The organism is Nitrospina sp. P1_D6 (genome assembly GCF_052156615.1).
Lineage (GTDB): Bacteria > Nitrospinota > Nitrospinia > Nitrospinales > Nitrospinaceae > Nitrospina.
In genome coordinates this window covers 58,455-79,524 of record NZ_JBQKUN010000001.1, presented here as the reverse complement: position 1 = coordinate 79,524, position 21,070 = coordinate 58,455, and the positions used below count along the sequence as shown (strand labels likewise).

Here is a 21,070-nt window from a genome sequence, read left to right as displayed (position 1 = left end):
GCATGGCAAAGAAAGACGACAAAAAAGAAAACCTTCAACAAATCCAGGAGCTGCTACGTGCGCAAAAGGCCCAGTTGAAAAAACTGGACGCCGAAAAGGCACGCCAGGAAACCCGCTTCAAGCACATGCTGACGGTCACGGGCAAGAAAATCACCAAACTCCAGCAAACCGTTGAAGACCAGAAGGAACAGATCAAATTCCAACGGAGCCTCAGTCAGAATCGTGTGATCAAAGCCATCCCTTCCAAAGAATCGGCCGACAAAGAGAAAGACCCGAAGGAGGATCCCACCCTTCCGCGGTATGAGGAATTGTCCCGAACGCTGAAGGCTCTGCAAAAGAAAAATCTTCAGCTTACCGAACGGGTAAAACTGGAAAGAGGAGAACGAGAGCGGCTGGCGAGAGAGAAAAGCGCGTTGGCACGGGAAGTCAAACGGCTCCGTCATGACGTGGGCCCGGTAGAGGATGTCCAATCGAAGGCCGTGTCTCTTGAGATGCTGACGGAAAAATCCAAAGAACGGTTTGAAAAACTGCTGATGGAAAAAGACGGCCTGATCCAGATGTATGAAAAAATGATTCAGGCCAACAAAAAAGGAGGCGACGCGCTCACCCTCACTTCCGACATGATCAACAAAATCCAGGACGAACTGGACAAGACGCGATCCGAAAAAGAAGAGCTGGAGGAGGAAATCAAAATACGCGACCGGCAGTTCGAAGTCCAGATGAACTACGAAGTCCAGAGGGCAAAGGAACGCATACGGAAAACCCTCCAAATCCGCCGCCGACAGAGGGAGTCCCTGGCCGACTTTGCCGAGGAAGTGCAGGATGAGCGGTCCGGCCAGGCCTGGCTCATGACATTCGCGGATATGTTCACCCTGCTGCTCACTTACTTCATCATTTTGTATTCACTTTCTTCCATCAACATGAACCGTTTCAAGGAAGCCATAATCGGGCACGAGCAGGCTTCCATAGGCCTGCTGGAATTGATGGATGCCGCGGAAATAAAAGAATCGCTGGACGTGTTGACGGGACTCAAATCTGATAATATTCTGACTGAGGTGAAAAATGTGGCCAAGGTGGAAAGTCTTTCGGACGTGATGACCATTTCCACCGACCAGTCGAAAATCATCGTCAAGGTCCCTTCCCAGTCGCTGTTCGATACAGGAAGCGCTGAATTGAACCTTGGCCGTGGTAAAAAAGTCCTCGACGAACTCATCCGTATAACGGAAAAGTATCCCAGTTACAAAATCAACATCAACGGCCATACCGACAATTCAGAAATTCCAAACAAACGCTTTGCAAGCAACTGGGAGTTGTCCTCGGCACGGGCCACCTCCGTGCTGAGATACTTCATCAATCAGAACATCGACCCCAAACGAATGACGGCTACGGGATTTGCTGACACATTTCCCATCGCCACCAACAAGACAGAGCGCGGCCGCGCCTTGAACAGGAGAGTGGAGTTTGTTCTGGAAAAAGAAAGCTGAAGACGACAAGGATGAGAAGGGAAAGCTGTTTCACCTGCCAAAGGAGGACAAACGGCAGGCGTTCCGCATTTCTCCGGACCCGGCGGAACCGGTCCTGGTTTCCATAGAAGACAAGACCGTCAAGGTATTGGAAATCAGTTCCGGGGGGATTTCATTCCGAAACAATGACTTCAAGCCCAAGGCGGTGTATCCCGTCACCTTCACCCTGCCCATCACCGGCGGGTTCGTCAAGACCAAACTTCGTATCCTGCGCGTCAACCGGGAGGGAATCTGTCAGTGCCGATTCGTGGGGTTGACCGATCGTGCGGAAGACGATATCCACCGCTACGTGCTGGCCCGCCAAAAGGAAATCCTCAGAAACCGCAAACGATCCGAAACCGAGTGACCATGCCCTCTCAGCCCCATGACTCCCCTTTCTGGTCCGACACGGAAATGCGACTGATCCGGGAGCGCGAACTGTTTCTGCACAAGCATTCCATCATCAAAAAGGCCGAATCCAGACTGGAAGACCTGAAGGACGTCATGATCGCCGAGCTGGCGAAAGATCCCGGCCCGGTTCCCCTGGGCACCGACCTCAAACGGGGAAAAATCACCAAGGGAGAAAACAACAAGGGGTTTCCCTTCGTGTCTCTCGACATCCCGCAGTTTTTCACCAAAGAAGAATACTTCACCTACCGCGTGCTGTTCTGGTGGGGGCACTATCTGGGGTACTCGCTGGTGCTCAAGGGACCTGCCCTGCCGCAATACCTCGATTGCCTGCTTGAGCGGAGGGGGGATGCCGGGTTTGCCGACGTCTGGCTGGCCCGCCATGACAGTCCCTGGGAATGGGAAAACGCGGACAACAACTTCTCGCCCGTACAGGAACCGTCCGGGGACGATGTGCGTCAGCTGGTAAACGCTATTTCGTACATCAAGGTCATCCGCATGGTCCCCGTCAACGACCCCGGTTTTACGAAAGTGGACTGGTCGGCGGAAGGCGTGCGCACGTACCGCGATCTCATCCGGTTGACACAAAAGTAAAGAAACCCATTTTGCTCAAGGGATGAACACCAAAGGGTGCATCCACAATAAATCGCGGCCCGGAACAACCAGCATGGGCTCGCCTTCCTCGGGATTTTTCAGATACACCATCTCGTGCGCGGAATCAGGAATGGGAGAGATGCGGGAATCGGGGATGTGAAGCGGCGTCGGCGTCATGAAACTTTTGCGACGCTGACGAAGGCGGTCGGGAGTGGAAGAGGTCGCCCCCGGATCGCTCGCCCGGCGATGGATCGCCATATCGCTTTTCACCAGCTTGCAGACCAGCGGCCGTTCGTTCTTGATCTGCACCAGGTAAATCTGGTGCAGCGCGGCAACCCCATCCGACTGGCGGGAAAACACGCCAATGCTGCCCGCGAGGACGTGCGGTTCTGCGGCATCGTCTTCCATCTTGAGCGCGTAACATTCCCCGGGAAGCGGTTCGCCGGGAAAGATATCGATGGAAGTCATCAGTTCCAACCCCTCCATCGGTTCCTTCATGTTATCCAGGAGGACCGGGCCCCGCACCAGCCGCATGAGGGGAATGCGCAATCTTTGGGAATGCGGATTCACATTCATTCCTTTAATTAAATAAATTAAGCAATAATATCTTACGCCCGGATTTCAAAAATGCGAAAATATAAACCCTGTTTCCGGAGTCCTGCTCCCGCTCACCCATATTAAAAGATCATGAATCCATCTCAATGCCTGGATTACCTTTTCGGCCTGCAAAACAGCGGAATCAAACTGGGCCTGGAAAACACCACCCGCCTGCTGGAAGCGCTGGGCGATCCTCAGAACAAGATTCCGGCCATCCACATCGCCGGAACCAAAGGCAAGGGCTCGACCGCCGCGTTTGTCGAATCCATCCTGCGCGCAGCCGGTTACCGAACCGGACTGTACACCTCGCCCCACATCCGGCATTTTTCAGAACGCATCCAGGTGGACCGCGAGCCGATTCCGGAAGACGCGATGGTCGACGGCATTCTGCACATCAAGGAAACCTCGGAACGCATCGGTGTTCCGGTTACATTTTTCGAGTTCGGTACCGTCCTCGCCTTTCGGTATTTCGTCGAACAGAAAGTGGACTGGAACGTGATCGAGGTCGGTATGGGCGGTCGGCTTGATTCCACCAACACCTGTCAGGGCGAAGTGTGCATCGTCACCTCCATTTCCCGCGATCACGAAAGCAGCCTGGGCACGGAGCTTCCCGGAATCGCCTTTGAAAAAGCCTCCATCATCAAGGACACCTGCACCGTGGTGACGGGTGTAGACCAGCCCGACGTGTTCCGCGTGATCGAAGACCGTGCGCGCGAGTTCGACTGCCGTCTTCTGAAGCTGGGACGGGATTTTGACGTGAACCTGCACACACATCGGCCGGGCGAAATGATGTTCGACTATGAAAGTCCGATCGAAAGCATTCCAGGTTTGACCAGCCCCCTGCTCGGACGCTACCAGGCTCAAAACGCGGCCATGGCCATCGCCGCCTGCCAGGCCCTCGAATCCAAAGGAGTGAAACTCACACCTGAAATCATTCGACGCGGCATCGCCACCGCGCAATGGGCCGGACGGCTGGAAGTGGTCAACGAATCGCCGCTCACCCTCCTCGACTGCGCGCACAACCTGGACAGCCTGCAAAAACTGATGGAGGCCTTGAAGGAATTGTATCCTTCGCGGAAACTGCGCATCGTGCTGGGTATCATGCAGGACAAGCCCTACCGGGAATGTATTGAAATTGTCGCCCGATTCGCCCATCATATCACGCTGGCCCGGCCCCGGCAGGAACGCAGCCTGAACCCGGCGGACCTGGCCGGCGAGACCTTTTCCATCGGGCCGCTGGAAATTATCGAGGACGTCCCTCAGGCCCTGATCGCCAACCAGAAGCAATGTGAACCCGACGAGTTGATTTGTGTGACGGGCTCCATCTTTACCGTCGCGGAAGCCAGAGAATATATTGAACGAACCTGTCTCAAATAAGGCGGTCCTTTTTGTGACGATGGCGTTGCTGGCAGGTCTGCTCGGCTTCGTTCCCTCCCCCGCACTCAGCCAATCCGTTTCACCCGTCACCAGTCCGGAGCAAAAAGAAGACCCGGTGGAAATCACCGCCGATTACATGGAGCACCTCGTCAAAGAAAACCTCATCAAAGCCCGCGGCAATGTGGTGGTGCGTTATCAAAACCGCTCCATACGCGCCGATAAAATGGCCATCAATACCGAATCCGGCCAGGGACACGCACAAGGCAACGTGGTGATGAAAGCGGAAGACGGTTCCACCGTGGAAGCAGTGCGTGGTGATTTCAACATAAAAACTCACCGGGGCATCCTGCTTCGAAGCCGGGGAACGCTGAAGGGACAGCAGGGGCAGGAATATTACGTTACCGGAAAAGTATTACGCCGCTTTTCGGAGGAACACTACCAGACGGAGGACGCCACCCTGACTACCTGCACCGGGGTGCTGCCCGACTGGATGATCGAGGTGGGCAAGGCAGACATCCTGATGCAGGACCGCGCCCTGTTCACGGGCGGGGTGTTTCGTGTGAAAGGAATTCCTTTCATATACATCCCGGTGGGTTACGTGCCTATCATCACGGAGCGCAAAAGCGGGTTCCTGATGCCCAGCATCGGTACCAGCAACCTGGACGGCCTCACCATCCAGAACCGGTATTTCTGGGCAATCAACCGGTCCTACGACGCCACCCTCGGTGCCGACTACATGGAAAACCGCGGCTTGCGCTCATCCCTCGAATTCCGCTACCGCCCGAGCGAAACCACCGAAGGCTGGTGGCGCGGCGAGCATTTGAAAGACGACATCTCGGGAAAAACGTTCTGGAAACTCGACGCCCGGCACCAGCAGGTCCTTCCCGGTGACGCCCGCCTGCTGGCACGGCTTGACCAGACTTCCGGGGCGAACTTCAACAAAACATTCAAGTCGCAAACCGAAATCCGCACCCGGCGAAGCAGCGATTCATTTCTGTCCATATTCAAAGGATGGGAAACCAACTCCCTCGACATCCTGGGCCGCTACCGCGAAAGCGAACAGGCCGAGCGCGACGACACCTTCGGCATCCTGCCGTCCATCACCTGGGTCACGCAGTCTTTTCAACTGGGCAACAGCGGCTTTTACTTCAACCAGGAATCGAGCGCCACGCAGTTTCTACTCGACCTGGATCCAACAATAGGTGTGGACAACGAAGAGACCCTTCAACGGTTCGACTTTCATCCTCAGCTTTCTTACCCGATCACATTTGCCCCGTGGTTGCGCCTGACCCCGCAGGTCGGGTTCCGCGAAACCTATTACAATAAAGAACTCTCGGACGACATCGACCCGTCCACCAACCAGCCGTTCATCCGTCCCGAGTTCACAAGAGAAGTATTCGAGTTCAGTGCCTTTCTGGAAGGACCCAAGTTCAACCGGGTCTTCAAACCGACGGAGCCCGGCGGCCCCGCGTACAAGCACGTCATTGAACCTCGGGTGCAGTACGATTACATTTCCGGTTTCGACCGGAAAGACCGCGAAAAAATCCGCATCATTGACGGAGTGGACGATATCCGGCCCACCGAGGCCCTCACCTATTTCCTGACCCAGCGCCTGCTTCGCAAGGACACAGACAGCAAAGGCAACAGCGAAGTGCGACAGGTCGCCCGATTTGAAATCAGCCAGAGTTACAATATCAAGGAAGCACGGCGGTTCCAGACACCCCTCACGCCCCGCCGCCCCTTTTCCGACCTGCGATTCGACCTCGATACCCGCTTCACGGATTATTTCATGTTCAATTTCGACAGTGAGTATAATGTGTACGATGGTTTCGTCCAGCGGTTCAATTTTGACGTCGGCATCCGGTTGAGCGAATGGTTGATGGTGGTTTTGGAAAAACGCCAGGTCCACAATGAGTCAGCCATGATTTTGGGCACCCTCGACGTGACTCTTCCCAAAGGATTGAATTTCAAGTACAGTGCCCGTTTTGACGAGTTCAATGACCGCGTGCTGGAACACAACGGCCGGGCCTCATACAGCGATCCCTGCAAATGCTGGGGGCTGTCGTTCGATTTCATCCGCCGCCGTAACATCAACCTCAACGTCAACCAGGCGGAAACGAAAATGCTGCTCAGCTTCGAACTGCGGGGGCTTGCCGACTTTGATGGATCACGCGGCGAGACTTTCATCCACCGCGGGTTTTGATTCAATCTCAACGGAGGACCGGTTCCTTGAAGTACTGGAAAAACATCGCCCGTGTGGCGCTCGACATCGGTGCCATCCGCATCGATCCGGATGAACCCTTCACCTGGGCATCCGGCTACCGCATGCCGGTTTACAACGACAACCGCCTGCTCCTGGGTGAACCCAAGCACCGGTTTCTCATTGCGGAATCGATGCAGGAAATTATCGAGAGAGATCAGGTCCCGGTCGATTGCATTGCGGGAACCGCCACGGCGGGCATTCCGCATGCCACAACCCTGGCCAACATGATGGAATTGCCTCTGGTGTACGTTCGCCCCTCCAGCAAAGGGCATGGACTGCAAAACCAGATCGAGGGCATCCTGGAGCCGGGCCAGGAAGTGGTGGTGATCGAGGACCTGGTATCCACCGGAGGCAGCGCATTGAAAGCGGTGGAAGCGCTGCGTGCCGCCGGCGCACGGGTGGCCCACTGCCTGTGCATATTCAGCTACGGGTTCGAGTCGGCCCGGGCCGCCTTTGAGGCCGCCGACTGCCAGCTCCACACCCTTCTCACCTTTCCCGACCTGGTGGCTTTTGCGGAAGAAAACGGGCGAATCGACGCCGGCCAGAAAGCGCTTCTGGAAGCCTGGTATGAGAACCCTTTTGAATGGGCCGCCCAAAACAAACGCTGAAGACTCAAAATCGAAAAAAATCCATTTAATAACATATACTTGCGAGGCTCCCGCAAGAATTAAATTCCGGGCCGGAATTTAGGATTGACAGGATAGGTGTTTGATAATAGTATTTAAAGCTCATTTATTTTTGTCTTACCATCCTCTGCTCCAAAATTGCCACTTCCCGGTAGCAGAATATTTGAATAGACAACTAAAATTCTTTGGTAAGGTTCCAAAGACGGATTCCCTATAAGATATTTGTTTTTTGGAGGTTATTCAGAATGCCAAAATTAGAGTTGGGCCCTGTAGGCCTGCTTCCGCCCTCTGCGGCCGCTATGGGTATTTTCCAGCCGGAAAAAGGTTCCCGCAAGCAACTGCTGGAAGGTGAACCGGTTGATGAAGATAAGGTCTATGAGACTGCGGCCGTCAAGCTGCTGACCCGGCGAAACCCGACCCTGTTTCCCGGACCGCAGATTATCTGGGGCTGGAACGAAGAAGCCCGGCACAAGGCGGAGCTGATTTTGAATTTCGTCAAGGAAGTTCCTGGAATGAACATCATTCCCATGCCGGACTACCGTCCCATTTATCCCAAAATCGATCCGGAAGCGGTGATCAATCCCTGTCACCCCAACCTGACCGTTCTGCACAACAAGATTCACGTTTGCGTCCTCATCGGGGTGCATTGCCATTTTGCAAACATCACCCTGAAGATGATTCGGGCCAACACCCCCTGCTATACGCAGGCCTGGTGCGCGTACGACGGCCACGAAGATGCGTTGCTGTCCATCCGCGATACCGATTCGGAAGTGATCCTCAAAATGACCGAGACCGTCAAGCGCGTGCGGCAGTCGCTGACCCCGTGGGCGGAAACCCCGGAAGGCAAGGAAGAGCTCGAAGAAATCGCCGCCATGAAAGCCAAGAACAAAGCCGAAGAAAAGGAAAGCGCGGTTCTGTTCAAAGGCGAGCTTTACGACGGGATTCAGGAAACGGAATAAGTTCCAGGCTGTTTTTCCACCGTACATCAAGGGCCCCGGATTCCGGGGCCCTTTTTTATTGCCCTTTACTTCCTCCCCGCCCCCCTCAACCCGCTTGAAGAAAAAGCTTAAGTGTTTATTCTTTATAGGGTTAAAAACAACTCATTACCTTTCACAAACCGGAAAAATGCTTTAAAAATCGCCATCCGGCTTGACTCCCCCCCACCCCCATCTTATTAGACACCTAGCATCGGGGAGGAATTCTCAAAATCGCTTTAACCTTATATAAAATAAGTTGAAATAAATAACGCCAATTGGAAAGGAACTGCACCCATGGGTAAGATCATAGGAATCGACTTGGGCACCACCAACTCCGTGGTGGCCGTGATGGAAGGCAATGACCCCAAGGTCATTGTCAACGAGGAAGGAAGCCAGACCACTCCTTCGGTCGTTGCTTTCACCAAGGATGGCGAAATCCTGGTGGGACAGGTTGCAAAACGCCAGGCCATCGCCAACCCGGAAAACACCATCTTCTCGGTCAAGCGATTCATGGGCCGTTCCTACGCGGAAGTTTCCGAGGAAATGAAAATGGTGCCCTACAAGGTCGTCAAGGGCCCGAAGAATGATGTTCGCATCGAAGTCCAGGGCAAACAATACAGTCCGCCGGAAATCTCCGCCATGATCCTGCAAAAACTCAAGAAGTCTGCGGAAGCCTATCTCGGTGAAACGGTTACGGAGGCGGTCATCACCGTCCCCGCCTACTTCAACGACGCTCAGCGGCAGGCCACCAAGGACGCAGGTAAAATTGCGGGACTCGAAGTCAAACGCATCATCAACGAGCCCACCGCCTCCGCGCTGGCTTACGGTCTCGATAAAAAGAAAGACCATATGATTGCCGTTTACGACTTTGGTGGCGGCACGTTCGATATCTCCATTCTCGAAGTCGGCGACAACGTCGTGGAAGTGAAAGCGACCAACGGCGACACGCACCTGGGCGGCGACAACCTGGACCAGCGCATCATTGACTGGCTGGTGGCGGAATTCAAAAAAGACCAGGGCATTGATCTGAGCAACGACAACATGGCTCTCCAGCGGCTCAAAGAAGCAGCTGAAAAAGCCAAGATGGAATTGTCCTCGGTATCCGAAACCGAAATCAATCTGCCGTTCATCACCGCGGACGCCACGGGACCGAAACACCTGAACATCAAACTGTCCCGCGCCAAGTTCGAGTCCATGGTCGATGACCTGCTCGAGCGCACCAAGAAGCCGTGCGTCAGCGCACTCAAGGATGCGGGCCTCGACGCCAGCAAGATCGACGAAGCAGTGCTTGTGGGCGGTTCCACCCGCGTTCCACGCGCCCAGCAGATCGTCAAGGATTTGTTCAAGAAAGATCCGCATCGCGGCGTGAACCCGGACGAAGTGGTTGCCCTGGGTGCGGCCGTGCAGGCGGGCGTTTTGTCCGGCGATGTGAAAGACATTCTTCTGCTCGACGTCACTCCGCTGTCTCTCGGAATCGAAACTCTCGGCGGCGTGACCACGCGCCTGATCGACCGCAACACCACGATCCCGACCCGCAAGAGCGAGACGTTTTCCACTGCGTCGGACAACCAGCCGAGTGTGGAGATCAACGTTCTGCAGGGCGAACGGGAAATGGCGAAGGACAACCGCTCGCTCGGCAAGTTCCATCTGGACGGCATCCCCGCCGCGCCGCGCGGTGTGCCGCAGATCGAGGTCACCTTCGACATCGACGCCAACGGCATCCTGCACGTCTCAGCCAAGGACAAAGGCACCGGCAAGGAACAGAAGATCACCATCACGGACAACACCGGCCTCTCGGATCAGGATATCGAGAACATGGTGAAAGACGCCGAAACCAACGCCACGGCGGACAAAGAGCGACGCGAAAAGATCGACGCCCGCAACCAGCTGGATTCCCTGGTGTACAACACGGAGAAAACCATCCGCGACAACAAGGAAAAACTCTCCGAAGACGACGTCAAGGAAGCCGAGTCCGCGATTGCCGAGGCCAAGACCGCCATCGAAAGCGACGATCTGGAGCAGATCAAACAGCAAACCGAAGCGCTGACCCAGGCTTCGCACAAACTGGCCCAGCAGATTTACCAGCAACAGTCTGCGGAAGGCGGTGAAGGCGGTGGCGATGACTCCGGCCCGTCCGGTGAGGATCAATCCGGAGGCGGTTCCGACAAATCCGCGGATGACGTCGTGGACGCCGAGTACGAAGACATCAGCAACAAAAAATAAAGGACACTCCCTCCCCCCACGCTCCCGGGTTTGACCGGGGTGCGGGGAATCCCTGTGCATTACATTTCAGGGATGTCGGAGGGAAATCCTCGAATATCAATTTCCGGACCGGCGGGCGGCTCCTTTGGGAGTGTGCCCGCCTTCCGTTTTTTGATTTGAAAGCCCATGAACGACTCAAACAGCAAACTGCCTGATTACAGCGACCAGCCTCCTCCCAAATTCCAAGTCAGCGACCGACGCCATTGGGCGCTGGAAGAAGAAGCCATCGAGGAGGAAGAATCCCGAAAAGAACGCCTCCCCACTTACGTGGAACAGCTCCGCAAGGAAGCCGAGGAAAAAGACCAGAAGCTGAAGGAATACATTGCCGCCTACAAAAACAAAAGTGCGGAGAACGATGAGTTCCGTCAGCGCCTGCAAAAAGAAAATGAAAGCCGGCTCGCTCAACTCAAGGCCGGACTGTTCAAACAACTTATCCCGATTTTGGACAACCTGAAACGCGCGTCCAGCGCGGCGCAGTCCACCGGCGACTTCGAAAGCTTCAAGCAGGGCATCCACCTCATACTCTCCCAGTTTGAAAATGAACTCGCCCAGCAGGGAATCGAAACCATTCCCGCAGTCGGACGCAAGCTCGATCCCAACACCGACGAGGTGTGCATGACCGTGGACACCGACGATCCGGAGCAGGATGGAATGGTGGTGGAAGAATTGGAACCCGGTTACCGGTTCCAGGAAAAGTTGCTGAAACCCGTAAAAGTGAAAGTGGCCAAACTCAAAAACTGAAGGTGCTCATGGTTAAACGCGATTATTACGAGGTCCTCGAGGTTTCACGCGAAGCGTCCGAAGCCGAACTGAAAAAAGCTTACCGCCAGATGGCGCTCAAGTACCATCCGGATAAGAATCCCGGAGACAAGGAAGCTGAAGAGAAATTCAAGGAGGCCTCAGAGGCCTACGAGGTGCTCCGCGATGCGGAGAAGCGTCGTGTTTACGATCAATTCGGCCACGAGGGTCTGAAGGGCCAGGGCTTCGGCGGGTTCAGCGGATTCGAAGACATCTTTTCGACGTTCGGCGACATCTTCGGAGACTTCTTCGGCGGGGGCCGGCAGCGCACCGGCAACGACCTGCGTGCCGACGCCACCATCACTTTCGAGGAAGCGGCCTTCGGCGTGCAAAAGGAAATCGACGTGCGCAAGCACGTGATCTGCCAGACCTGCAAGGGATCCCGTTGCAAACCGGGCACCACCCCCGAGCGGTGCAATACCTGTCACGGCACCGGGCAGGTGGTACGGTCACAGGGATTCTTCAGCCTGTCCACGCCCTGCCCACAATGTCACGGGGCCGGCGAAATCGTCCGCGACCCCTGCTCCAACTGCCGCGGCGAAGGCGTGGTGGTGGACAAGAAATCCATCTCCGTCAACATTCCCGGTGGTGTGGACCACGGTTCCCGGTTACGCCTTCGGGGTGAAGGCGAAGCGGGACCCGGCCTGCCTCCCGGCGACCTCTACGTATTCGTACACGTCAAGCCGCACGAATTCTTCCACCGCGACGGCCAAAACATCCTTTGCCGGCTCAACCTCTCCGTCTCCCAGGCCGCATTGGGCGCCGACATCGAAGTTCCAACGCTCGATGGGGGAACCAAGGTGATCAATGTTCCTGCCGGCACCCAGTCCGGAGAAACCTATCGCATTCATGGTGGAGGCATCCCCAACCTCCGGGGACCGGGGCACGGCGACCAGATCATACAGTTCTTCGTCGAAGTGCCGAAAAAGCTCAACAAGCGGCAGAAAGAACTGTTTCAGGAACTGGCGGAAATCGACGGCAAACCGGTGAAGGAAAAAATAAAAGGGTTCTTCGAAAAGCTGGGGCTTTGAGCGGTTCCTAAATTCCGAGTTCCAGATTGATTACCCTAAAATGGTGGAAAACGGTTTCCTTTTCCCCTTTTTTGCCGGATTTCACCCCATAATTATGGGTTCCCCCCGATTTTTCTTGTGGTCCAGTCCATCTATGTATATTTTTATAAGAAGCGAGACGTTCGAGGCGTCCCGCCGCATTTCAGGCTTTTAAACGAGCCCTTATTAATCTCGATGGAGGAGACTCATCATGGACCACTCTATCCTTCTCATCGACGATGAAGAAATACTGCGCAAAACCCTGAGTGACGACCTTGAAGAAGAAGGCTTTCACGTCACCACAGCGGTCAATGGCGAGGAAGGACTGGAGCAGTTCAAGTCCCAGCACCCGGATTTAGTGATTGTAGACTTGATCATGGAGGGCATGAACGGCATTCAGGTTTCCCAGGAAATTAAAAAATTGCAACCGAATGCACCGGTCATGATTTTAACAGGGCACGGCACCCTGGAGTCGGCCATCGATGCGTTGAAATTGAAAGTGCAGGATTACATCCTCAAACCCGTGAAGCGTGACGAGCTTCTTTCCAAAATCAACAATTGCCTTGATAAGTTGCTTCCCAGGCGGACTCTCAAAAATCGCAAACCCGCATACAGTCAAAATCTGCAGTTGGAGAAAGTCGGCCTCACCAAACGTCAACGGGAAGTGGCCAGTCTGGCCAGCCAGGGTTATAACGACGAGGAAATCGCACAGGTTCTTAAAATCAGCGTGTTCACCGTTAAATTTCACCTAAAGAAGGCGTTCAAGAAACTGAACATCCACAAACGGGTGGAACTGATCCTGTCGTCCAACTGAATGAACCGAAGGTGCTCCGGGCCTGGCGGTAAAGGGTGGGTGGCCTGCTCTTCCTTCAGGAAAGTTGTACCTGTTCCGATTGTCTGTAAAAAAAACTCTTCAACTGCTTGTGTTCATCGAGACGGATCCATGATTTGCCGTCCGCTGAAATTTTGTCGTCACCGTACAACTCGCCGCTTTTCACCGCACGCACCACACTCTGCTTTGGGAATTTGAACGGTTCGCGTGCCTGCCGCTGAATCAAAACGGTCTCCATCTGTCTTCCTCCTTCCCACGCCCGGGGCGTTCCCTTGTTTACGTTGTGTTATTCCATGATAACAAACCGACGGGCAGGCGCAAGCCCATATAAACAATGGGCTTGATATCTTCTTGGAGATTAAAAAAGGGTAATCGCTTAGGAAAAACGATACGGCCGGGCGGCCGCAGAGAATCACATGTGTTCGCTGTGGGGCAGGAAAGTAAAGCCCATCAAATGCTGGTCCACACCACGCGCCGCTTCGCGCCCTTCGGCAATCGCCCATACCACCAGCGACTGTCCGCGGGCCATGTCTCCGGCCACGAACACACCGGGAACGTTGGTCATCTTGTTTTTGTCGCAGGCCACGTTGCCGCGCGCATCCAGCTCCAACCCCAGTTCCTTCACCAGCCCTTCGTGCACCGGGTGCACAAAACCCATCGCCAGCAGAACGAGATCGACATCCAGCGTGAACTCGGATCCGGGAATCTCTTCCATCGGGCGCCGTCCAGTTTCGGGGTCGGGGTCACCGAAGCGGATTTTCACGGCATGCACCTTTTTGAGTTTGCCGTTCTCGCCGGTGAACTTTTTGGTCAGGATGCTGTAGTCGGTAATCTTGCCGCCCGCTTCCTCATGTGAAGAACTGAGGCGCAGGGTCATCGGCCATTGCGGCCAAGGGTTATTGGTCGCGCGCTCGAGAGGAGGTTCGCTCAAAAGTTCGAATTGATGAACCTTCTTCGCGCCCTGGCGAAGCGACGTACCGAGGCAGTCGGAACCGGTATCGCCGCCACCGATGATCAGCACATTCTTGTCCTTCGCGGTGATGGCAATGTCCTCCGGAACCGTGTCCCCTTCATTGCGTTTGTTCTGCTGAGGCAGGAAGTCCATCGCAAAGTGGACGCCGTCCAGGTCCCGCCCCTCCACCGGCAGGTCCCGCGGTTTTTCAGAGCCACAACACAGGATGACCGAATCGAAGTCCTCAACCATTTTTTTGGCGGGAATGTCCCTGCCGATGTGCGCGTTGGTTTTGAAGATCACGCCTTCCTTTTCCATCAACTCCAGCCGCCGGTGCAGAACCGTTTTCTCCATCTTGAAATGCGGAATGCCATACATGAGGAGGCCGCCGATGCGGTCGGCTTTCTCAAACACCGTCACCTCGTGCCCGGCGTGGTTCAATTGATCGGCGGCGGCGAGACCCGCGGGTCCGGACCCGACGATCGCCACCTTCTTGCCGGTACGCTGCTTCGGCGGGTTGGGGGCGATATACCCTTGCTCAAAACCCTTTTCGGCGATGATCTCCTCGATATTGCGGATGGTCACCGCAGGTTCGTTGATGCCCAGGACACACGCCCCTTCGCACGGCGCGGGGCAGATGCGGCCGGTGAATTCGGGAAAGTTGTTGGTCTTGGTGAGTAGCGCCACCGCCTCTTCCCAGCGATCGCGGTACACCATGTCGTTCCAGTCCGGGATGGCGTTACCCAGGGGACAACCCGTGTTGCTCTGGCAGAACGGGACTCCACAGTCCATGCACCGCGCTCCCTGCTCGCGGTACTTTTCCAGCGGAAACGGTTCGTAGATTTCCTTCTGGTCCTTGAGCCGTTCGGGAACCGGACGCGCCTTCGGCGTTTCGCGATTGATTTCCATGAAGCCTTTGAGCGCACCCATTTATGCCACCTCTTCCAACATTGCCTGTTTCCGTTTTCGTTCTTCCACCACGCGGCGGTAATCGCGCGGGTAGACCTTGATGAATTTCGAGATCATCTTTTCCCAGTTGTCGAGGACGCGTTTTGCCACCGCGCTTCCCGTGTACTCCAGGTGTTCGCGGATCAGGGTCTGCACCAGGTCAAGGTCCTCGTCCTCTTCAAAAGCGACCAGATCCACCAGTTCCTGGTTGCAGTGGATAGGGAACGATCCGTCCTCGTCCAGCACGTACGCGATGCCACCGCTCATGCCTGCGGCGAAGTTGCGTCCGGCCTTGCCAAGCACCACCACGTTTCCGCCGGTCATGTATTCACAACCATGGTCTCCAACGCCTTCCACCACTGCATCCGCGCCGCTGTTGCGCACGGCGAAGCGTTCGCCCGCTATGCCACGGAAATACGCCTTGCCGGATATGGCGCCGTACAGCACCACGTTGCCGATGAGGATGTTCTTTTCTGCGACAATCGGCGACTCCTTCGCCGGTGCGACGATGATCCTGCCGCCGGACAACCCTTTACCCACGTAGTCGTTGGTGTCTCCCTTCAGGTTGAAGGTGACGCCGTTGGCCAGGAATGCGCCGAAACTCTGCCCGGCCGACCCCTTGAAATCGATATGAATGGTTTCGTCAGGAAGGCCTGCCTCACTGTAGCGTTTGGAAATTTCGTAACTCAGCATGGCACCGGTGGCACGGTCCACATTACCGATGGTGTGTTTGAGGCGAATCGGTTTCTTGTGTTCGATGGCTCCGGCACATTCGGCGATCAGTTTTCGGTCAAGGCAGTTGTCCCCGATGTCGCCACTCAGATCCTGGGTGGTGACGTTGCGCGTGGCCACGCCCTCGCCTCCTTCCGCGCGGTAAAGGATGCGGGAAAAGTCCAGTTCGCGGCTCTTCCAATGGTCAATGGAGGTGTCCACTTCCAGCAGATCCGTTCGGCCGATCAAATCGTCCAGTTTGCGGAATCCCAGCTGCGCCATCAGTTCGCGCACCTCCTGCGCAATGAAGCGGAAGAAGTTGACCACGTAATCGGCCTGGCCGGAAAACTTTTTGCGCAACTCCGGATCCTGCGTCGCCACACCCACCGAACAAGTGTTCAGGTGACATTTTCGCATCATGATGCAGCCGAGGGTCACCAGGGGTACGGTGGAGAAACCGAATTCATCCGCGCCCAACAGCGCACCGATGACCACATCGCGCCCGGTCTTCAACTGGCCATCGACCTGCACCCGGATGCGTCCGCGCAGGTCGTTGAGCACCAGCACCTGCTGGGTTTCCGCCAGGCCCAGCTCCCACGGCAAGCCGGCGTGTTTGATCGACGTCTGGGGAGAAGCTCCGGTTCCGCCGTCATGCCCGGCGATCAACACCCCTTCGGCGCGTGCTTTGGAAACGCCCGCGGCGACCGTGCCCACACCCGCCTCCGCCACCAGCTTCACACTGACGCCGGCCTTGGGGTTGGAGTTGTGCAGATCGAAGATCAACTGCTGCAGGTCTTCGATGGAGTAAATGTCATGGTGCGGCGGCGGCGAAATGAGTCCCACGCCCGGCGTCGAATGCCGGATCTTGGCAATGTACTCGCTGACCTTGTGGCCGGGCAACTGACCTCCCTCACCCGGCTTGGCGCCCTGTGCGATCTTGATCTGCAACTCATCGGCATTCGCCAGGTAATTGCTATTCACACCGAAACGTCCCGATGCCACCTGCTTGATCTTGCTGCGCCGGGAATCGCCGTTCGCATCGGGCGTGTAGCGCACCAGATCCTCACCACCCTCCCCCGTGTTGCTCTTTCCGCCAAGGCGGTTCATGGCGATGGCCAGGGTCTCATGCGCCTCTCGGGAAATCGAGCCGATCGACATCGCGCCCGTACAGAACCGGCGGGTGATTGCCTCCACCGGCTCCACCTCGTCGATCGGGATCGACTGCGTCGGCTTGAACTTGAACATGCCGCGGATGGTGCAGTTGCGCGTGTTCTGTTCGTCACTCACTTTGGAAAATTGTTTGAATTTTTCATAATTGTTGGACCGGGTCGCCTCCTGAATCAACGCCACCATCGCGGGGCTGATCATGTGTTCTTCTTCGCCGCGCCGCCAGTGGTAGTAGCCACCCAGGTCCAGCGCCGGGCGGATGATCTTCGACCGCTCGTACGCGTTGCGGTGGCGCGCCAGTACCTCGCGCGCAATGTCCTTCAGCTTGATGCCGGCAACACGCGACGGCGTGCCGGTGAAATAACGGTGGACAAGGTCCTCGTGCAGACCCACCGCTTCGAAAATCTGTGCGCCGCGATAACTCTGGATGGTGGAGATACCCATCTTCGCGGTGATCTTGTACAGGCCCTTTTTGCAGGACAGGATGAAATTGTCGATCGCCTTGTCCGGGGCCACGTCTTTCACATACACCTGTTCCCGCACCACCTGTTTTGCGGTTTCGTATGCGAGGTAAGGATAGATGCCGCCTGCGCCGTAACCGATGAGCAGGGCAAAGTGGTGCATCTCCCGGGCCTCGGCGGTTTCCACCACGAGGCCCACCCGGGTGCGCGTTTTCTCGCGGAGCAAATGATGGTGCACCGCACCAGTCGCCAACAAGCTCGGGATGGCCGCGTGGTTTTCATCGACGCCCCGGTCGGACAGGATCAGGATGGTCGCGCCGTTCTCCATGGCTTCGGAAGCCTTTGCGCACAGATTCTCCACCGCCTTTTCCAGCCCGTCTTCACCTTCGGACACCGGGAACAATAAGGACAGCGTGGCGGTTTTCAAATCCTGCTGATTGAGGTTTTGAATCTTGTAAAACTCCTCCGGCTTGAGGATCGGGTGTTTCAGGCGCAGTTTGCGGCAGTTTTCCGGACCGGGTTCCAGCAGGTTGTACTCGCGGCCGAGCGTGACTTCCATGGACATCACCAGTTCCTCGCGGATGGAATCGATTGCCGGATTGGTGACCTGTGCAAACAGTTGCTTGAAGTAATTGAACAGAAGTTGCGGCCGTTCCGAACGCACGGCAAGCGGCGTGTCATTGCCCATGGAGCCCACGGCTTCAAGGCCGGTGCCGACCATCGGGGCCAGCACGACTTTCATGTCTTCGGCGGTGTAACCGAATGCGATCTGCTGGACCAGCGGGTCCTCGATCTTCGGTTCGACATAACCGTTGGGCACGGGCAGGTTTTCGATGTTGATCTGGTTCTCCTGCACCCACTGCTGATAAGGATGCGCCTGGGCCAAAGGCCGTTTGATCTCCTCGTCGGAACAAATCCTTCCGGCCTTGAGATCGACAAAAAACATGCGGCCCGGCTGTAGGCGCCCTTTTGACTTAATGGTCGATTCGTCCAGCGGCAGCGCTCCCACTTCCGAGGCCATGATGACGCGGTCGTCGGTGGTGACCACGTAACGCGACGGGCGAAGACCGTTACGGTCGAGCACCGCGCCGACCACATCGCCGTCGGTGAAGGTGATCGACGCCGGACCGTCCCACGGCTCCATCATCGACGCATGATATTCAAAGAAAGCGCGCTTCTCGTCATCCATCGTTTCGTGGCCGCTCCACGGTTCGGGAATCATCATCATGACCGCGTGGGGAAGCGACCGTCCGGTCATCACCAGAAGTTCCAGCGCCTGGTCGAAGTCGGCGGTATCGCTACCGCCCGGCGGAATGACCGGAATCAGTTTTTCCGAGTCGTCGAACAGGTTGCTTTCGAACATGGCTTCGCGCGCTGACATCCAGTTCTTGTTGCCCTGCACGGTGTTGATCTCGCCGTTGTGCGCGACCATGCGCATCGGCTGGGCGCGCCCCCAGGACGGAAAGGTGTTGGTGCTGTAGCGCGAATGAACCAGGGACAGCGCGGACGTCATGCGCGGATCGCTGACATCGAGGTAGTAACGGCCCACCTGCGGGGCCATCAACTGGCCTTTGTAAACGATGGTTTTGCTGGAAAGACTGCAAATGTAATAAGACTCGTACAGCTCCGCGAGACCGGAGGCGCGGATGGCACGTCCGGCCTGCTTGCGCACGATATAAAGTTTGCGCTCAAAAGCGTCCCGGTCTTCGATGCTGCCCGCCCCGATGAAAATCTGGCGGATGTCCGGCTCCACTTCCGCCGCCACGGTGCCAATCTGAGTGTTGTCCACCGGCACCTTGCGCCAGCCCAGCATCTCAAGACCTTCTTCTTTCGTGACCTGGTCGAAAATCTGCATCAGGCTTTCCGCCCGGTCGTCCCGCGGAAGGAATACCAGCCCCGTACCGTATTTCCCTTCGGAGGGCAGGGTGATGCCAACCTTTGCACACTCTTCCTTATAATAATCGTGTGGTATCTGGATCAGGATCCCCGCACCATCGCCGGTGAGCGGATCAGCACCCACCGCCCCGCGGTGCTCCAAACGGTTCAGAAGTTCCAGCGACTGCTGGATGAGTTCGTGAGACTTCTCCCCCTTCAGGTTGGCAATGAAGCCCACCCCACAGTTTTCTCTTTCAAATCGCGGGTCGTACAAACCCTGCCGTTTGGGTAATCGTTGAATTTTCATAAATAACTTTGATTGGGTTTTTTATCTGAGTTTGCAAGGCTGGCTGTTAAGCAACTCAGAGCAATGGGAGCAAAGCCTGTGCCATTTCACATAGTAGCTGTAAAATCAATTACTTTCAACTTGGCGCCCAATTAAGATTCCATTTTAGACATAGAATGGTGTAAAAATACAACACTCGTGTAAGAAGAACTGTGGGGGTGCCAGCCCTTTCTTGTCTGTGGAACCTTTTATTTAAGTACAAGTGAATTCCTAAAATCAACTGAAAAATGACCCCTCTCCGGATTCTTTAAAGGTCTCCAACTGCAATTCGAAGCCCGCCGGAAACCCTGCATTTGACGTGTATTTTGTGAACCGCTTCTGGTAATAATGAAGGAGAGAGGTGCTGTCCGGCAGGTGGCCTTCCGGCTTATTGTACTCCCGGCCCGCAAATCATTCCATTTAGTTCTGACCGTGCCGGATGAATATCGGACGGTAGTTTCCCCCTCATAAACCGATTACCTAGAGGACGCATATGATTGTCGGCGAAGTGATGTCCAAGAAACTCCACACGGTAAAAAAGTCCGATTCCCTTAAGAAAGCGCAGGATCTGATGGTGACCCATGCCATTCGCCATTTGCCGGTCGTGGACAAGGGAGAGCTTCTCGGCATCATCACCGAAAGCGACATCCGCGGCGCCTTCATCGGCCAGGGGAGAAATGCCCGCAAAGGCAATTCGGGCAAGCTCGAGATCAACAATCCCGGCAAAATGAAGGTCAACGACTACATGACCCGTCACCCCCTGGTGGTGGTACCCGAAACCCACATCGAGGATGCCGCCCTCATGATCTATAAAAACAAGATCGGCGCCCTCCCTGTCATCAAGCGCAACAAGCTGGTCGGCATCATCACCATCATGGACATGCTTGGCATTTTCGTCGACCTCATGGGCATCCTTCATTCCAGTTCGCGCATTGACGTGGTGATGGGCAAAAACCCGGACAATTTTGAAAAGGTGTCCAGCATCATCAACAAGGAGGGGTTGAACATCATCAGCGTCGGCATGGCGCCCTACCTGAAGGACCCGACCCAGCAGGTCTATTTTTTCCGCCTCGACCTGTGTGAAACGAAAAACGTCGTCGGTAAAATCGAAAAAGCAGGTTTCCACGTGATCAGTTCAATGGATTGAACGGCGCGAGACGTCCAACTCCTGCCTTTGCCGTCGTGCCCCTCTCTCACCAGAGAAAACCAGGTCACCGGATCCGGCCCCGCATCGACCGGATTCCCAGCATATTTTTCTCAAAAAGCCGAATCCAATTTACCAATTCGGAGTAAAATATCCCTGTAGGCTTTTGCCGGGTTTCCGGAAGGGGGAAATGAAATCGGGA

16 protein-coding genes are annotated in these 21,070 nt (G+C 55.7%); 12 read left to right on the top strand and 4 right to left on the bottom strand.

The window, feature by feature from the left end; genetic code table 11:
- Positions 1 to 2 precede the first annotated feature (2 nt).
- The 3 genes from ACTRXA_RS00345 to ACTRXA_RS00335 are packed head-to-tail and all read left to right on the top strand — an operon-like array spanning position 3 to position 2,504.
- Positions 3 to 1,484 carry an OmpA family protein gene (locus ACTRXA_RS00345; RefSeq protein ID WP_442425218.1) on the top strand — a complete coding sequence of 494 codons (1,482 nt, stop codon included), beginning with the start codon at positions 3 to 5 and terminating at the stop codon, positions 1,482 to 1,484.
- Positions 1,462 to 1,869 carry a PilZ domain-containing protein gene (locus ACTRXA_RS00340; RefSeq protein ID WP_442425217.1) on the top strand — a complete coding sequence of 136 codons (408 nt, stop codon included), beginning with the start codon at positions 1,462 to 1,464 and terminating at the stop codon, positions 1,867 to 1,869. The genes ACTRXA_RS00345 and ACTRXA_RS00340 overlap by 23 nt, the downstream gene beginning before the upstream one ends.
- Positions 1,870 to 1,916: 47 nt before the next feature.
- Positions 1,917 to 2,504, top strand: a complete 588-nt coding sequence (locus tag ACTRXA_RS00335; protein ID WP_442425216.1) for a hypothetical protein — start codon at positions 1,917 to 1,919, stop codon at positions 2,502 to 2,504.
- Positions 2,505 to 2,519: 15 nt separating this feature from the next.
- On the opposite strand, the gene ACTRXA_RS00330 is transcribed toward ACTRXA_RS00335, so the two are convergent.
- Positions 2,520 to 3,074: a hypothetical protein gene (locus ACTRXA_RS00330; protein WP_442425215.1), complete on the bottom strand. Its 555-nt coding sequence runs from the start codon at positions 3,072 to 3,074 to the stop codon at positions 2,520 to 2,522.
- 117 nt (positions 3,075 to 3,191) lie between these two features.
- Between ACTRXA_RS00330 and ACTRXA_RS00325 the strand changes: the two genes are divergently transcribed.
- The 8 genes from ACTRXA_RS00325 (at position 3,192) to ACTRXA_RS00290 (ending at position 13,267) form a co-directional block, all read left to right on the top strand.
- A complete protein-coding gene (locus ACTRXA_RS00325) occupies positions 3,192 to 4,478 on the top strand; it encodes a bifunctional folylpolyglutamate synthase/dihydrofolate synthase (protein WP_442425214.1) in 1,287 nt (428 codons plus the stop codon).
- Positions 4,479 to 4,497: 19 nt separating this feature from the next.
- Positions 4,498 to 6,681, top strand: a complete 2,184-nt coding sequence (locus tag ACTRXA_RS00320) for an LPS-assembly protein LptD (RefSeq protein WP_442425850.1) — start codon at positions 4,498 to 4,500, stop codon at positions 6,679 to 6,681.
- 26 nt (positions 6,682 to 6,707) lie between these two features.
- On the top strand, positions 6,708 to 7,349 hold the full coding sequence (gene pyrE, locus ACTRXA_RS00315) for an orotate phosphoribosyltransferase (RefSeq protein WP_442425213.1): 642 nt from the start codon (positions 6,708 to 6,710) through the stop codon (positions 7,347 to 7,349).
- Between the two features lie 263 nt (positions 7,350 to 7,612).
- Positions 7,613 to 8,326 (top strand): carbon monoxide dehydrogenase beta subunit family protein, encoded by a 714-nt coding sequence (locus ACTRXA_RS00310; protein WP_442425212.1) that lies wholly within the window; start codon positions 7,613 to 7,615, stop codon positions 8,324 to 8,326.
- A gap of 312 nt (positions 8,327 to 8,638) precedes the next feature.
- On the top strand, positions 8,639 to 10,567 hold the full coding sequence (gene dnaK, locus ACTRXA_RS00305) for a molecular chaperone DnaK (protein ID WP_442425211.1): 1,929 nt from the start codon (positions 8,639 to 8,641) through the stop codon (positions 10,565 to 10,567).
- Between the two features lie 165 nt (positions 10,568 to 10,732).
- Positions 10,733 to 11,347 carry a nucleotide exchange factor GrpE gene (locus ACTRXA_RS00300; RefSeq protein ID WP_442425210.1) on the top strand — a complete coding sequence of 205 codons (615 nt, stop codon included), beginning with the start codon at positions 10,733 to 10,735 and terminating at the stop codon, positions 11,345 to 11,347.
- Positions 11,348 to 11,355: 8 nt separating this feature from the next.
- The gene (gene dnaJ / locus ACTRXA_RS00295; protein WP_442425209.1) at positions 11,356 to 12,435 is read left to right on the top strand and encodes a molecular chaperone DnaJ; all 1,080 of its coding nucleotides are present in this window, start codon (positions 11,356 to 11,358) and stop codon (positions 12,433 to 12,435) included.
- 229 nt (positions 12,436 to 12,664) lie between these two features.
- Positions 12,665 to 13,267 carry a response regulator gene (locus ACTRXA_RS00290; RefSeq protein WP_442425208.1) on the top strand — a complete coding sequence of 201 codons (603 nt, stop codon included), beginning with the start codon at positions 12,665 to 12,667 and terminating at the stop codon, positions 13,265 to 13,267.
- 55 nt (positions 13,268 to 13,322) lie between these two features.
- Here ACTRXA_RS00290 and ACTRXA_RS00285 read toward each other — a convergent pair whose 3' ends face one another.
- The 3 genes from ACTRXA_RS00285 to gltB form a co-directional block, all read right to left on the bottom strand.
- The gene (locus tag ACTRXA_RS00285) at positions 13,323 to 13,523 is read right to left on the bottom strand and encodes a hypothetical protein (RefSeq protein ID WP_442425207.1); all 201 of its coding nucleotides are present in this window, start codon (positions 13,521 to 13,523) and stop codon (positions 13,323 to 13,325) included.
- A gap of 174 nt (positions 13,524 to 13,697) precedes the next feature.
- Positions 13,698 to 15,167 (bottom strand): glutamate synthase subunit beta, encoded by a 1,470-nt coding sequence (locus ACTRXA_RS00280; RefSeq protein WP_442425206.1) that lies wholly within the window; start codon positions 15,165 to 15,167, stop codon positions 13,698 to 13,700.
- On the bottom strand, positions 15,168 to 19,706 hold the full coding sequence (gltB, locus tag ACTRXA_RS00275) for a glutamate synthase large subunit (RefSeq protein WP_442425205.1): 4,539 nt from the start codon (positions 19,704 to 19,706) through the stop codon (positions 15,168 to 15,170).
- A 511-nt stretch (positions 19,707 to 20,217) separates the two neighbouring features.
- On the opposite strand from gltB, the gene ACTRXA_RS00270 reads away from it, so the two are divergent.
- Positions 20,218 to 20,871 carry a CBS and ACT domain-containing protein gene (locus tag ACTRXA_RS00270; protein ID WP_442425204.1) on the top strand — a complete coding sequence of 218 codons (654 nt, stop codon included), beginning with the start codon at positions 20,218 to 20,220 and terminating at the stop codon, positions 20,869 to 20,871.
- Positions 20,872 to 21,070 lie beyond the last annotated feature (199 nt).

Excerpts from the sequence above, each read along its gene's own strand:
- ACTRXA_RS00320 (WP_442425850.1), top strand. The coding sequence starts at position 4,498 with ATGGCGTTGCTGGCAGGTCTGCTCGGCTTCGTTCCCTCCCCCGCACTC.
- ACTRXA_RS00290 (WP_442425208.1), top strand. The coding sequence starts at position 12,665 with ATGGACCACTCTATCCTTCTCATCGACGATGAAGAAATACTGCGCAAA.
- ACTRXA_RS00300 (WP_442425210.1), top strand. The coding sequence starts at position 10,733 with ATGAACGACTCAAACAGCAAACTGCCTGATTACAGCGACCAGCCTCCT.
- ACTRXA_RS00270 (WP_442425204.1), top strand. The coding sequence starts at position 20,218 with ATGATTGTCGGCGAAGTGATGTCCAAGAAACTCCACACGGTAAAAAAG.
- ACTRXA_RS00335 (WP_442425216.1), top strand. The coding sequence starts at position 1,917 with ATGCGACTGATCCGGGAGCGCGAACTGTTTCTGCACAAGCATTCCATC.
- dnaK (WP_442425211.1), top strand. The coding sequence starts at position 8,639 with ATGGGTAAGATCATAGGAATCGACTTGGGCACCACCAACTCCGTGGTG.
- gltB (WP_442425205.1), bottom strand. The coding sequence starts at position 19,706 with ATGAAAATTCAACGATTACCCAAACGGCAGGGTTTGTACGACCCGCGA.
- ACTRXA_RS00310 (WP_442425212.1), top strand. The coding sequence starts at position 7,613 with ATGCCAAAATTAGAGTTGGGCCCTGTAGGCCTGCTTCCGCCCTCTGCG.
- ACTRXA_RS00280 (WP_442425206.1), bottom strand. The coding sequence starts at position 15,167 with ATGGGTGCGCTCAAAGGCTTCATGGAAATCAATCGCGAAACGCCGAAG.
- dnaJ (WP_442425209.1), top strand. The coding sequence starts at position 11,356 with ATGGTTAAACGCGATTATTACGAGGTCCTCGAGGTTTCACGCGAAGCG.
- ACTRXA_RS00345 (WP_442425218.1), top strand. The coding sequence starts at position 3 with ATGGCAAAGAAAGACGACAAAAAAGAAAACCTTCAACAAATCCAGGAG.
- ACTRXA_RS00325 (WP_442425214.1), top strand. The coding sequence starts at position 3,192 with ATGAATCCATCTCAATGCCTGGATTACCTTTTCGGCCTGCAAAACAGC.
- ACTRXA_RS00285 (WP_442425207.1), bottom strand. The coding sequence starts at position 13,523 with ATGGAGACCGTTTTGATTCAGCGGCAGGCACGCGAACCGTTCAAATTC.